The organism is Janthinobacterium sp. SUN120 (genome assembly GCF_030397735.1).
GTDB classification, from domain to species: Bacteria; Pseudomonadota; Gammaproteobacteria; order Burkholderiales; family Burkholderiaceae_D; genus Janthinobacterium; species Janthinobacterium kumbetense.
The window spans coordinates 1099257-1112599 of sequence record NZ_JAPUBW010000001.1; the positions used below are offsets into that span (position 1 = coordinate 1099257).

General features: G+C 67.4%; 9 protein-coding genes. 2 read left to right on the forward strand and 7 right to left on the reverse strand.

Going from position 1 to position 13343, the window contains the following annotated elements; translation table 11 throughout:
• Positions 1 to 2: 2 nt before the first annotated feature.
• From O0879_RS04935 to O0879_RS04950, 4 genes are read right to left on the reverse strand one after another with little or no spacing between them, the layout of a single operon-like run.
• Positions 3 to 1574, reverse strand: a complete 1572-nt coding sequence (locus tag O0879_RS04935; RefSeq protein ID WP_289915044.1) for an MBOAT family O-acyltransferase — start codon at positions 1572 to 1574, stop codon at positions 3 to 5.
• Positions 1564 to 2637: a glycosyltransferase family 4 protein gene (locus O0879_RS04940; RefSeq protein WP_289915047.1), complete on the reverse strand. Its 1074-nt coding sequence runs from the start codon at positions 2635 to 2637 to the stop codon at positions 1564 to 1566. The genes O0879_RS04935 and O0879_RS04940 overlap by 11 nt, the downstream gene beginning before the upstream one ends.
• A gap of 2 nt (positions 2638 to 2639) precedes the next feature.
• Positions 2640 to 4112, reverse strand: coding sequence for a lipopolysaccharide biosynthesis protein (locus O0879_RS04945; protein ID WP_251348848.1), 1473 nt, complete (start codon positions 4110 to 4112; stop codon positions 2640 to 2642).
• Between the two features lie 15 nt (positions 4113 to 4127).
• Positions 4128 to 6212 (reverse strand): glycosyltransferase, encoded by a 2085-nt coding sequence (locus O0879_RS04950; RefSeq protein WP_289915051.1) that lies wholly within the window; start codon positions 6210 to 6212, stop codon positions 4128 to 4130.
• 152 nt (positions 6213 to 6364) lie between these two features.
• On the opposite strand from O0879_RS04950, the gene O0879_RS04955 reads away from it, so the two are divergent.
• The gene (locus O0879_RS04955) at positions 6365 to 7651 is read left to right on the forward strand and encodes a putative O-glycosylation ligase, exosortase A system-associated (RefSeq protein ID WP_289915053.1); all 1287 of its coding nucleotides are present in this window, start codon (positions 6365 to 6367) and stop codon (positions 7649 to 7651) included.
• The gene (locus O0879_RS04960) at positions 7648 to 8583 is read left to right on the forward strand and encodes a polysaccharide deacetylase family protein (RefSeq protein ID WP_289915054.1); all 936 of its coding nucleotides are present in this window, start codon (positions 7648 to 7650) and stop codon (positions 8581 to 8583) included. The genes O0879_RS04955 and O0879_RS04960 overlap by 4 nt, the downstream gene beginning before the upstream one ends.
• Here O0879_RS04960 and O0879_RS04965 read toward each other — a convergent pair.
• From O0879_RS04965 to O0879_RS04975, 3 genes are read right to left on the reverse strand one after another with little or no spacing between them, the layout of a single operon-like run.
• A complete protein-coding gene (locus O0879_RS04965; RefSeq protein ID WP_289915055.1) occupies positions 8492 to 10438 on the reverse strand; it encodes an asparagine synthase-related protein in 1947 nt (648 codons plus the stop codon). The genes O0879_RS04960 and O0879_RS04965 overlap by 92 nt on opposite strands.
• Positions 10435 to 11691 carry a pyridoxal-dependent decarboxylase, exosortase A system-associated gene (locus O0879_RS04970; RefSeq protein WP_289915058.1) on the reverse strand — a complete coding sequence of 419 codons (1257 nt, stop codon included), beginning with the start codon at positions 11689 to 11691 and terminating at the stop codon, positions 10435 to 10437. The genes O0879_RS04965 and O0879_RS04970 overlap by 4 nt, the downstream gene beginning before the upstream one ends.
• Positions 11688 to 13295, reverse strand: coding sequence for an acyl-CoA ligase (AMP-forming), exosortase A system-associated (locus O0879_RS04975; RefSeq protein WP_289915060.1), 1608 nt, complete (start codon positions 13293 to 13295; stop codon positions 11688 to 11690). The genes O0879_RS04970 and O0879_RS04975 overlap by 4 nt, the downstream gene beginning before the upstream one ends.
• Positions 13296 to 13343 lie beyond the last annotated feature (48 nt).

Here is a 13343-nt window from a genome sequence, read left to right on the forward strand (position 1 = left end):
GCTCAGAACTGGAAGTAGAGAAATTCGGTGACCCGGTTCATGCCGAAGATGCAGGCGATGAACAGCGCGGCGAAGCCCACGCTCCAGCGGCGCGTGGGGCGCCAGCTGAAGGCCCAGCGCCCTGCCGGCTGAAAGATTCTTTCAATGGCAGGCTCGTAGAGAAAGAATATTTCTTGCGTATTCGGCGCCTTGAAGGCCAGCAACATCGCCGCCAGCAGCACGGGCAAGCCCGGTCCCGCCAGTTCGATCCAGCGAATGCCGTCGAACGCGGGATGCAGGCCCCACTGCGCCAGGCTGGTTCCATGGCTGGCCAGGCCGCGCGGCAAGCTCACGCCGTTCGCGCCCACCAGCGCGCCCGCGATATCCCAGGCCGTGGCCACGTCGGGCGCGCGGAAAAAGATCCAGGCCAGCATGACGGCAAGAAAGGTCAACAAGCCCGGCCACCAGCGCAGCCAGCGGTACCCCGGCGCCGCGCCGAACACGCGCTGCCACGCCTGCTGCAACACCAGGTACAGGCCGTGCAAGCCGCCCCAGATGACGAAGGTCCAGCCGGCGCCATGCCACAGGCCGCCCAGCAGCATGGTCAGCATCAGGTTGCGGTAGCGCATGGCTACACCACGGCGGCTGCCGCCCAGGGGAATATACAGATAGTCGCGCAGGAAACGCGACAAGGTCATGTGCCAGCGGCGCCAGAAGTCGGCGATATTGGCGGCCTTGTACGGCGAATTGAAGTTCAGCGGCAATTTCACGCCGAACAGGCGCGACAGGCCGATGGCCATGTCGGAATAGCCGGAAAAGTCGAAGTACAGCTGGAAGGTATAGGCCAGCACGCCGATCCACGCTTCGATCAGGGTGGGCGTGGCGCCGGCCGCGAAGACGGGGATGGCCAGCGGCGACAGGTTGTCGGCGATCAGCACCTTTTTTGCCAGGCCGATGGTAAAGATCGACAGGCCGATGGCGAAATTGGCCGCGCGCGGGTGGGCGTTGGCCGGGTCGGCGAACTGCGGCATCATGTCGCGGTGGTGCAGCACGGGCCCGGCGATCAGGTGCGGAAAGTAGCTGACGAACAGCACGTAATGGATGAAACGGTATTCGCGCACCTCGCCCCGGTAGCAATCGACGAGGAAGGCGATCTGCGTGAAGGTAAAGAACGAGATGCCGATCGGCAGGATGATGTCGAGACCGGACCACGGCAGGCTGCCAGCGCCAGCACCGGCAAGCCCGGCGACGGCATTCACGCTGTCGATGAAGAAATTCGCATATTTATAGTAGGCGAGCAAACCCAGGTTCAGCGCCAGCGCCGCCAGCAGCACGCGCTTGCGGGCCGCGCCTGCGCGCGCGCCGATCAGGCGCCCGGCGGCGTAATTGACGCAGATGGACGCCAGCAGCAGCGGCAGGTAGCGCACATCCCACCAGGCATAGAAGAACAGCGATGCGCCGGCCAGCCAAGCGGCCGGTGCCAGGCGGCGCCAGCTGGCGGAGGCGCCGGCGGTGGCCCAGCGGTCCAGCAGAAAATAGCCGGCCAGCACGATGGGCAGATAGCCGAACAGGAAGGCGAAGGAATTAAACAGCATGTTGCCTCCTGGCAGGCAGCGATTGCGCCTGGTAGTAACACTCGGCGATCTGCGCCGCCACCCTTTCCCACGTAAAACGTTCCACCAGGGCTTGCACGCTGGCGCGTCCGGGGGGCAGCGCCAGCAATGCGAGGATGGCCTGGCGTTGCGCGGCGCCATCGTCCCAGCGCACCTTGCGCAGCGCAAACGCGGAATCGGGCAAGTCCAGCGCGCTTTGCGCCGTCATGACGACGGGCGTGCCGGCCGCCAGCGCTTCGAGCACGCTCAAGGGAAACACTTCGCCCTGGCTGGGCAAGGCCGCCACGGCCGCCGCATGGTAGGCGCTGGCCAGCAGCGGGTCGGCGTGGTCGAGCGCGCCCAGCCAGCTGACGTGCGGCAAGTCCAGCAATTGCTGCAGATACGCTTGCTGTTCGCGCGGCGCGGCGCCGATCAGCACCAGGGGCAAGCCGGCGCCCGCCAGCGCCTGGGCCAGCCCCAGCTGGTTTTTATACGGCGAAATGCTGCCCACCATCAGCACGAACGGCCCCGCGATGCCTGTCTCGCGCAAGAACAAGTCGCCATTGGCCGTGAAGAAATGCGGGTTGATCCCGTTCGGCAAGACGCGGATGGCTTGCGCCGGCATGCCGAAACCGTGCACGATGGCGTCGCGCTCCGCCTCGCCCAGGGCGATCACCACGTCGGCCAGCTGCAGGGCGCGCCGCGTCTGCGCATAGCTCGTCTGCACCATCCACTCCGTCAGGCGCCCCGCCAGCCGGTCGGCCAGCCGCGCGCGCCAGGCGCTGGCCCGGCCCCAGCCCGGCGACAGCAGCGGCGACAGCACCACGGGCACGCCTTGCTCGCTGGCCATTTCCATGATGCGGTAGGTGCCATTGCTCGCCGAAAACACGTGCAGCACGTCGAAATCGGCCAGCCGCTGATGGTTGGCGTCGACCAGCTGCACGGCCAGGGGACGCGCCGGCAGCTGGGGCAGCCGGTTCAGCGCGGCAATGGTTTCGCGTACCTGGATCTGCAAGCCGCCGTCGCGCTGGAACAGCATCGGGTAGGACAAGATACCGACACGCATGGTCATCCTTTCGTCCATTTGACTGCCAGCCAGCGCCCCGCCAGCTTGCGTTGCAATAACAAAAATTCTCCGGCCAGCTCATGCTGCAACAGGAAAATCCCCGCCAGCCAGCACAGCAAGGTGACGAGCGCCGTGCCCGCCAGCGCCAGCAGCGCCGGCGTGTCCACGGGCAGCCACAGCAGCGCAGCGACGGGCGCGACGCCACTGACACCGCAAAGCAGCAGGCTCTTGCGCAAAGCCCGCGCCAGGATGCGCCAGTCCAAGGCGCTCAAGCGCCGCAGACAGCCGTAGTTCAGCCAGCTGCGCAGCACGTTGCTGAGCACCACGGCCCAGGCCACGGCCAGCAGGCCGAACGGCGCCGCCGCCAGCAGCAGCGCCACCTTGATGCCGCCGGCGCAGGCATCGAGCCGCACTTGCGCCTGCAGCTGGCCCGTCGCCACGAACAGGTAGCGGGCCATGCTGAACATGCTATACACGGCCGAGGACAGGCACATGATGCGGATCAAGGGCACACAGCCTAGCCATTGCGTGCCATACAACACCTTGACCAAGGGCAAAGCCATGCAGGCGAGAAAGAGAAAAAACGGCCAGGCCAGCGCCGTCATGTAGCTGATCGTGCGCAGATACACGAGTTCCGCCCCGCCCTGCCCCCCTTCCCCGCGGGCACGCGCCGCGAACAGGGGAAACACGACGGGAGAAATGGCGCTGGTAATGGCCTGGTTGAAGATATTGAGCACGCTTTGCGCCTTGCCGAACAGGGCCAGGCTTTCAATGCCGATCAGCTTGCCGATGATCAGGTCCGGCGCCGCCACGCCCGCCTCGTCGACGAGACCGCCCCCCGTCGCATACGCGCCAAAACGGCCGATGGCGCCCATGCCGCGCCGTCCCGGCAACCACGGCAGCTCCTTGGGACGCACCAGCAGGCTCACCAGCAGCGACGCGCAGGAACCGGCCAGCGCCGCCCACACCATGCTCATATAACTGCAGCCCTGCAGCGCCAGCAGCACGGCCACCAGCAGGTTGACGGCGCTATTGGCCGCGTTGATGGCGTAGATGGCGCGAAAGCGCAGTTGCCGGCGCAGCATCGGCAAGGTCAGCGCGCTGAACGGAATCAAGACAAAATTGATCGCCAGCAGGCGCAGCACGAGGGTCAGCCGGGGTTCGCCATAGAATTGCGCGAGCGGTGCGCTGGCCAGCAGCACCACACCGGCCAGCAGCCAGGCGACGAGCAGGCTGGTGGCCAGCGCGGCCCGCAATTTCACGGCATCGAGCTGCTTTTCCTGGATCAGGTATTGCCCCACGCCAAAGTCGCGCACCACTTGCGCCAGGGCCACCAGCACGGCGCCCAGCGAATACACGCCCACCTCGGCCGGCGTCAACAGGCGCGACAGCACCATGGTGGCGATGATGCCCAGCAACAGCACCGTGTATTTTTCGGCGAAGGAAAAGAAAAACGAATGGCGGGTGGCGTTCATCCCCGTGACCGGCGCCTACACGAGGCCGGCATAGAACTGGCGCAGCTGGCGCTCCAGGCGCGGCATCGAATAGCGCTGCACGGTTTCTTCGCGCGCCAGCCGTCCCATGCGGGCGCGCCGTGGCGCATCCATCAGCAGCTGTGCCACGGCCGCGCAGGCCGCGTGCTCGTCGTCCAGCGGCAGCAGCAAGCCGCCGGCGCTGTCGTGCAGGATATCGTGGGTGCCCGGCACATCCGTCCCCACGGCCGGCACGCCGCACGCCATCGCTTCGATGGTGGCGATGCCGAAACCCTCATTTTTGCTCAGCAACACATGCAGGTCGAAGGCGGGCATCAGCCATTCGACGCGCTGCTGGAAACCGGCAAACACGACCCTGTCCTGCAAGCCAGTCTGTTGCGCCTGCAGCCGCAGCATGGCGTCCAGCGGCCCCGTGCCCACGAGTACTACATACAAATTGGGAAACCGGGGCGCCAGGCGGGCTAACAGGGCCAGCAGCGCTTGCGGGCGCTTCTGTGCGGAAAGCCGCGCCACGCAGCCGAGCACGAGGGCGTCCGGCGGCAGCCCCAGCTGCTTGCGCGCCAGCATTCTCCGTTCCGGCGAGACGATGAACGTCTCCGTATCGACGCCGTTGGGAATCACGGCCAGCCGCGTGTCCGGCGCCAGCATGTCGCGGTACAGGTCGAGGAAATGCCGCATGGACGAGGCCGACACGGCATACACGCCCTTGACGGTGCGAAACGCTTCCTGCAGCCGGGGCCGCTGCCAGTCGCTGAACGGTTCCAAGGGAAACGCATTGTGCACGCTGATCACGGCCGGCAGCCGGCATTGCCGGGCCAGCCACAGGATGGAAGCGCCATAGCTGGTCCAGCAAAACGCCACGTGGACGATATCGGGCCGCAGCCGCCGCAGCCGCCACGCGCCCGTGAGCCTGGCGCGCAGCCAGTTCCAGCGCCGCCAGGCCCAGTGTTCGAGAAACAAGGGCGGCTCATACACGCGCACCTGCAGATGCTGCGCGCGCAAGCCTTGCGCCCATTGGTTGAAACCGGGAAAGCGCCGCAGGGCCAGCACGCTGTCATAACCGTTCGCGCCCAGCATCCTTGCCTCTTGCGCCATGCGCAGTTCCATGCCGCCCAGCTCGCCCGAATAACTGCTGATGACGATGCGCGGCAAGCGTTTGCGCCGCCCCCGCCACGCTTCATGGAAGAAGCCGCGCAGCCAGGCCCGTTCCCACTGGCGCAGGAACAGGTCGGCGTGGTCGCGCCGCAGCCAGGCCCGCACGGCGCCAAGGGTATCGCGCACATATCTGCCCAGCATCCAGCGCGGCACGCCGAGCAACTCCACGCTGGGGGCGAAGGTCGCCAGCCGGCATTGGCCCCGGCCGAACAGCATGGCGCGGCGCAGTATCCAGGCGCGCCGCACTTGCGGAGCACGGATGATGTGCGCCACTTGCGCCCGCGGACAGAACCAGGAAGGGTTGCCGGCCGCATGCATCTCCAGGTTGAGCCGGGTTTCGCTGCCCATGGCGTAATTGGCGCCCTGCGGGCCGATGCTATCGTCATAGCGTGCGCCCGCCTCGAAGATGCGGCGGCGTATCGCCATGTTGGCGCCCCAGACGAGGCCAGGATAGACGGGGGCGTCGCGCAAGTCGGCGCTGGTGATGCCCCACGTCAAGCCGACGGGCGTCAGGCGCAGCAGCCACTCCTCCGGTTGCTCGCGCCAGGCGGGCACGATGGCGCCGCCGAACAGGGCGTAGCCGGGGTGGGCGCGCGCGCTGTCCTGCAGGCGGCACAGCCAGTCGGATGCGGGCATGGCGTCGTCGTCGCCAAACACGAACAGTTCGCCGCCATCGCCCCCTTGGCGCAAGGCGTGTTCGACGGCGCCGTTCAGGGCGGGACTGCGGCCGCGCCGCGCCACGTAGATATAGCTCAAGGGTAAGCGGCCGCGAAAGGCGGCGATCACCTCGGCCGTGGCGTCGGTGCTGCCATTGTCGGCGATGACCAGGCGCCAGCCGCCCACGGGCGACTGCAAGCCCATGTAGGCGCGCAATACCTGGGGCAAGGTGCCGGCGCCATTGTAGGTCGCCATGAGAACGGTCAACAAGGACATGCCTCCTTGGTCTTACCATGACAAAACTGATTGGCAGTTTCAACAACGCCGGGCGGTATTGAACCAGTGTACTGAGCCTGCCCGCCAGCCCGTTGACAGGCATCAAGACCTTGGCAACCCGGGCAACACCAGGAGCGTCCCCCTTCATGCGCGACATATTGATAACCGTCATCATCCTGGGTTCGCTGCCCTTCATCCTGAAGGCGCCGGCCATCGGCGGCCTGATGTGGGTCTGGGTCAGCGTCATGAACCCGCACACGCAGGGCTGGGGTTTCGCCACCCACATGCCGTTCGCCTTCATCATCGCCATCGCCACCCTGCTGGGCCTGCTCATGACGCGCGAACCGAAGAACCTGCCGCTGACGCCCGTCAGCGTGCTGCTGCTGCTGTTCGTCGCGTGGATGAACGTGACGGCGCCGTTCGCCCTGCTGCCCCAGTCGTCGTGGGTGCAGTGGAACAAGGTCATGAAGATCATGCTGATGAGCTTTGTCGTGATGATGGTGATACGCTCGCGGCGCGACATCGTGCGCCTGGTCTGGGTGCTGGTGGGCTCGATCGGCTATTACGGCGTGAAAGGCGGCATCTTCACCATCCGCAGCGGCGGCACGGAACGGGTGTGGGGGCCGGAAGACACGTTTATCGGCGATAACAACGCGCTGGCCCTGGCCCTGATCATCACCATCCCCCTCATGTATTACTTACAGCAAAACACGGACCGGCGCTGGCTGCGCCACGGCTTGTCCGGGGCCATGCTGCTGTCGGCCCTCGCCGCGCTGGGCTCGTATTCGCGCGGCGGCTTGCTGGCCATCGCCGCCATGGGCCTGTTCATGTGGCTGAAAAGCGACCGCAAGCTGGTGCTGGGCGCGCTGCTCGCCGCGGTCACGCCGCTGTTGCTGGCCTTCATGCCCGAGCGCTGGGCCGAACGCATGGACACCATCAATACCTACCAGGACGACGAATCCGCCATGGGCCGCCTGAATGCGTGGCGCATGGCCTGGAACCTGGCGCGCGACCGCTTTTCCGGCGGCGGCTTCGACGTCTCCGACGCCGCCGTCTTCGCCCGCTATGCGCCGAACCCCATGGATGTGCACGCGGCGCACAGCATCTACTTCCAGGCGCTGGGCGAACACGGCTTTATCGGCTTGCTGATTTACTTGGCGCTGGGCATCGCCACCTGGCGCACGGCGGCCGCCATCATCCGCCGCACGCGGGGCAAGCCGGAATTGCGCTGGGCGCACGGCCTGGCCACCATGAGCCAGGCCAGCCTGATCGGCTTTGCCGTGGGCGGCGCCTTCCTCAGCCTGCTGTATTTCGACATGCCGTATTACCTGATGGCCGCCCTGATCGCCACGCGCATCGTCGTCGAACAGCAGGCGCCGGCCCCGACATTGCGCCAGGCCAAGCCCCGCACGGCCATCGCGGAGCAGCCATGACGGCCGCCTTGTCCATCCTGATCTACCACCGCGTGCTGGCGCGGCCCGACCCGCTGTTTCCCGGCGAAGTCGATGCGGCCCTGTTCCAGCGCCAGTTGCGCCTGTTAAAGCGTTTCTATACGCCGCTGCCGCTGGGCGACGCCGTGCGGCGCCTGCAGGATGGCAGCCTGCCGCCGCGCGCCGCCTGCATCACCTTCGACGACGGCTATGCGGACAATGCGCAAGTCGCCCTGCCGCTGCTGCTGCGCCACGGCTTGCATGCCACGTTCTTTATCGCCACGGGCTACCTGGACGGGGGACAGATGTGGAACGACACGGTGATCGACGCCGTGCGCCAGGCGCCAGGCGCCGTGCTGGACTTGCGCGCACAGGAATTGGGGACCTTCCCCGTCGCCACCCTGGCGCAGCGGCAGGCGGCCGTCGCCACCTTGCTGGGCCGGCTCAAATACCTGCCCTTCGCGCAGCGCCAGCGCCTGGCCATGCAGATCAGCCGCATGGCGGGCGCCCGGGCAAGCGCGCCAGCCATGCTGAGCACGGCGCAACTGCGCCAGCTGCACGGGGCCGGCATGACGCTGGGCGGGCACACGGCCAGCCATCCGATTCTATCGACCCTGGCGGAGCGGGCAGCGCAACTGGACATCGCGAATGGCAAGCAGCAGCTGGAAAGCCTGGTCCAGGCGCCCGTCACCCTGTTTGCCTATCCGAACGGCAAGGCCGGGCGCGATTATGGCGCGCCGCACGTGGCGATGGTCAAGCGCCTCGGTTTCCAGGCGGCCGTCGCGACGGACTGGGGCGTGGCGCGCCCCGGCGCGGATCTCGACCTGCTGCAGCTGCCCCGCTTTACGCCGTGGGATCGAGGACGGCTGGCGTTTCTGTGGCGCATGCGGCAAAACCGCCGGCAAGCGCACCCAGCGCGCCCGGATGCTGGCTGAGCCACTGTTCCAGCATCAGCAGCAGCCACACCATGGTGCCGTGATAGGCCGGGTGTTCCGCCAGCAAGCGCCCTTGCAGATCGTCGATGAAGGCGGGCCGCACGATGCCGCGCCCGCGCAGCTGCGTCAGGTTGTCGAAGGCAAACTCGCGCAGCGGCACGTGGCTGTGCAGCCACTGGCCGAACGGCAGGCCGAAGCCGTGCTTTTTCTTGCGCACGATGGCCGGCGGCAAGATCTCGGCCAGCGCCCGCTTGAAGAACGGCCGCAAATTTTGTCCGTCGAGCTTGTCCCGCGGCGCCAGGCGCGCGGCAAACGCCACCATCGCATCGTGCAGGAAGGGAAACGCCGCTTCCACGCCGGCCAGTTCGCACGCCTTGCGCACCTTGAACAAGTCGTTGTCGGCCAGGGTGAAGCGCATGTCCAGGGCCAGCAGTTCATTGATCTGGCTCAAGCCCTGGCCTTGCCGCTCCCAATATGCGCCATTCACGCAGCCAGGCGCCATGCCGGGGTCGATGGTATCGATGAAGCCCGCTTCCAGCACCGTGCGGTAACCATGGCGCAGCAGCAAGTTATAGCCGTCGAGGCGGGCCGGCAGCGGCAAGCTGGCTTGCTCGATGTAGCGGCGCGCCTTGTCGCCCAGCCTCCACGGTTTACCTGTCTGTTCACGGAACAGCAGCGGTTCGATGATGGCCTGGCGCAAGATGACGGGCAAGCGCTCGTACTGCGACAGCAAGGCCTGGTGCGCATAGCGCTCATTGCCGCCAAACAGTTCATCGCCGCCGTCGCCGCCCAGCAAGCGCGTCACGCCATCCTCGCGCGCCATCTGCGCGCAATAGTAAGCGGGAATGGCCGAGGCATTGCCGAAAGGCTGGTCGAAAATGGCCGCCATGGCGGGGATGGCGGCCAGCACGTCGCCTGGCGTCACATAGCGTTCGTGGTGCAGGCTGCCCGCATGGCTGGCGGCCAGGCGCGCATACGCCATTTCATCATAGCCGGGAAAGTCGAAGCCGATGGAATACGTGCGCGCGGGCCGGCCCGTCACTTGCCCCATGATAGCGGCCAGCGTGGAACTGTCCGTGCCGCCGCTGAGAAACGCGCCCGTGTCCGCCCCATCCGCGCCCAGGCTGCTTTCCACGGCCAGTCGCAGCAGGCGCAGGAATTCCTGCTTGTTGCTGGCAAAGGTGGCCCGCGTGCGCGCCGCCGGCTCCTGGAAGGCCAGCTGCCAATAGCTGCCCTTGCATTGCTTGCCGCCCCGCATATGCAGGTATTCGCCGGGCAGCAAGCGCTGCTGGCCCAGGTAAGCCGTGGCCGGGCCCGGCACCATGTGGAAGTACAGGTAGTGATACAGGGCCTGCGGATCGAGCGCGCCCCGCACGGACGGATGGGCCAGCAAGGCGTCCGCCGAGGAGGCAAAGAACAGGCCTTGCGCATTGCTCGCATAGCTGAGCGGATGCATGCCGGCGCGGTCCACGGCCAGCAGGGCCGAGCCGGAAAAGGCGTCGAGGATGGCCAGCGCGAAGGGGCCGGACAGGCTGGCGCAAGCCGCCACGCCCCGACTCAGCCACAGGGAAGCGAGGCGGCACGCCACGTCGTCGGCCGAGCCGTCGAGCTCGGGCCGGCCCCACAGGGCCACTTGCAAGCCATCTTGCTGATACACATGGCGGCTGCCGTCGATGGCGGCCACGGCCACGCCGCCCACTTCGCTCAAGCTGCTGGCCAGCGGCGCGCCATCGAAACGCGACAGGGGCGCCGCCATGCTTGTCAGCGCCGTGGCCGCATTGGCCGCAGCGCCATCGGACGCAGCGCCGTGCGCCACCGCGCCAGGCGCGGCCAGCCAACCGCACAGGCCGCTCATACGAGCACCTCGGCCGGCAGCGGATGGCCGAGAAAGGCCGTCGGGCTGGCCGTCAAGCCGTAGGCGCCCGACTGGAACACCACCACCAGGTCGCCCTCCTCGGCGCGCGCCATCTCCATTTGATCGGCCAGCAAGTCCAGCGGCGTGCACAGCGGCCCCACGACGGACGCCACTTCGCGTGGCCCGCCCAGCAGCCTGTTGCCGATGGCGACCGGGTAATTCTTGCGGATCAGCTGGCCAAAGTTGCCGGATGCGGCCAGGTGATGGTGCAAGCCGCCATCCGTCACGAGAAATACCTGTCCATGCGACACCTTGCGCTCAAGCACCTTGCACACATACACGCCCGCCTCGGCCACCAGATAGCGGCCCAGTTCCAGGTTCAGGCGCGCGCCGGGCGCTTCCTGGGCCAGGATGGCGAGCTGCCGCTGCAAGCCTTCGGCGACAAGCGCCAGATCCAGCGCCTGGTCGCCGGGAAAATACGGCACGCCGAAGCCGCCGCCGATATTCAGGGTGCGCAAGGACGACGGCGCGCTGTCGGCCAGTTGCAGGGCCAGTTGCACGCTGAGCGCCTGCGCTTCGGCCAAGGCTTGCGCCGACAGGCTTTGCGAACCCGCATACAGGTGAAAGCCGTGAAAATCCAGTCCCAGCTGGCCGATGCGCCCCAGCAGCGCCGGCACCAGGGCCGCATCGACGCCGAACGGCTGCGCCCCGCCGCCCATGCGCATGCCCGTGCGGCGCAAGGCGAAATCGGGATTCACGCGCACGGCCACCCTGGCCGTCAGGCCCAGCCGTTCGCTGGCCAGCGCCAGGCGTTCCAGCTGGGCGCCCGATTCCACGTTGACCAGCACGCCAGCGGCCACGGCCCGCGCCAGTTCCCCATCGCTCTTGCCCGGCCCCGCAAAACTGATGCGTTCGGCCGGCATGGGCGTATCGAGCGCGGTGGCCAGTTCGCCGCCGGACGCCACGTCGATGCCATCGACCAGCCCCGCCAGCCACTGCACCACGGCCGGCATGGGGTTGGCCTTCATGGCGTAATGCACGTGCACGCCGGCGGGCAAGGCGGCGCGCAAATCCGCCACGCGCCGTGCGATGTGCGCCCGCTCATAGGCGTAGAACGGCGTGCTGCCCACCCGCTGGGCCAGCCGGCGCAGGGAAACACCGCCGATCTGCAGCATGTCGTTTTCCACTGCGAACTGGCGCAGCGGTTGGTGCGACGGCAATTCCGTATTGTTCGAGCGTATCAAGTCCTTCATGCCGCATCTCCTGATTGGACCGCATATGCATGCGCCAGTTCCCTGGCCAGCAAGGGGCGGTCGATCTTGCCGTTCGGATTGCGCGGCAACACGCCGTCGCGGATATCCACCCACAGCGGCACCATATAGCTGGGCAGGCGCGCGCGGCAGGCGGCCAGCACGCTGTCGCGCAGCAAGACGACGCCCGGCGCGGGCGTGACGAGCAAGGCGATGGCCTGGCCCAGCACGGCATGGGGCAAACCCAGCGCGGCCGCCTCGCCCACCAGCCCGCTCGCATACACGACTTCCTCGATCTCGGCCGGGCTGACCCGGTAGCCGGACGTCTTGATCATGTCATCGCTGCGGCCCACGAAATACAGGTAGCCGTCCGCATCGCGGCGCACCGTGTCGCCCGACCAGACGGCCAGTTCCGGCAGCACCAGGCCGCTCGCCTGGGGCGGCAGCGGCTTGAAGCGCTCGGCCGTGCGCGCCGCATCGTTCCAGTAGCCGAGCGCCACCAGCGCGCCACGGTGCACGAGTTCGCCCGGCTCGTCCGTGTCGCACGTGCTGCCGTCCGGGCGCAGCACCAGCACTTCCGCGTTGGGGATCGCTTGCCCGATGGAATCGGGACGCCGCTCCAGCTGTTCCGGCGCCAGATACGTGGAGCGGAACGCTTCCGTCAAGCCATACATCAGGTACACCTGCACGCGCGGCAGCGACTGGCGCAACCGGTCGAGCGTGGCGCGCTGCATCACGCCGCCCGAATTGGTGATGTAGCGCAAGGGCGTGGACAAGGGCCAGCTCAGCTGCGACAGCTGCACCCACAGGGGCGGCACGGCGGCCAGTCCCGTGATGGCTTCCTGCTCCACGGCTTCGACGATATCGCGCAGCAGCAGATAATTCATCAGCACGGCGCAGGCGCCGCTGGCAAACGCCGTCGTCAGCTGGCTCAGGCCGTAATCAAAACTGAGCGGCAAGACGCACAGGATGCGGTCTTGCGGCGTATTGCGCAAATAGCCCGACACGCTGAGCGCGCCCGCCAGCATGTTGCGGTGCGACAGCACCACGCCTTTCGGCCGCCCCGTGCTGCCCGAGGTATATAGAATGGCGGCCATGTCCGCGTCGATCGCCGCATGCGGCCGGGGCGCGGACGCGTCGGCGGGCACATTGGCGGGAACGGCGCTCCACGCCAGCACGCGCACCTTGCCCAGGCGCGATTCCGGCAGCGCTCCGCCCGTCAGCAGCACCGTGCGCAAGTCCGGGCAGGCGGCCAGCGCAGGGCCCAGCTGCGCCAGGCGTTCGCGCGAGGTGACGAGGATGTCCACGTTGCAATCGGCCAGGATATACGCCACCTGCTCCGGCCTGAGCAGCGGATTGACGGGCACGAACACGCCGCCGGCCGCCGCCGCGCCGAACATGGCGCTGACGTTTTCCGGGCGTTTTTCCAGGTACACGGCCACGCGCGCGCCGCGCTGCAAGCCCAGGGCCAGCAGGGCGCCGGCCGCCTCGCGCACGGATTGCGCCAGCGCGGCATAGTGCATTTCCTCTCCCTGCCACGACAGGGCCGGCGCCTGCGGCGTGCGCTGCGCCGTTTCAAAGATCAGATCGTGTATCAGTGTCGCCATCGTGTCATCCCCGGGTTGCCATGATTGCCATGCATTCCCCTATGATTC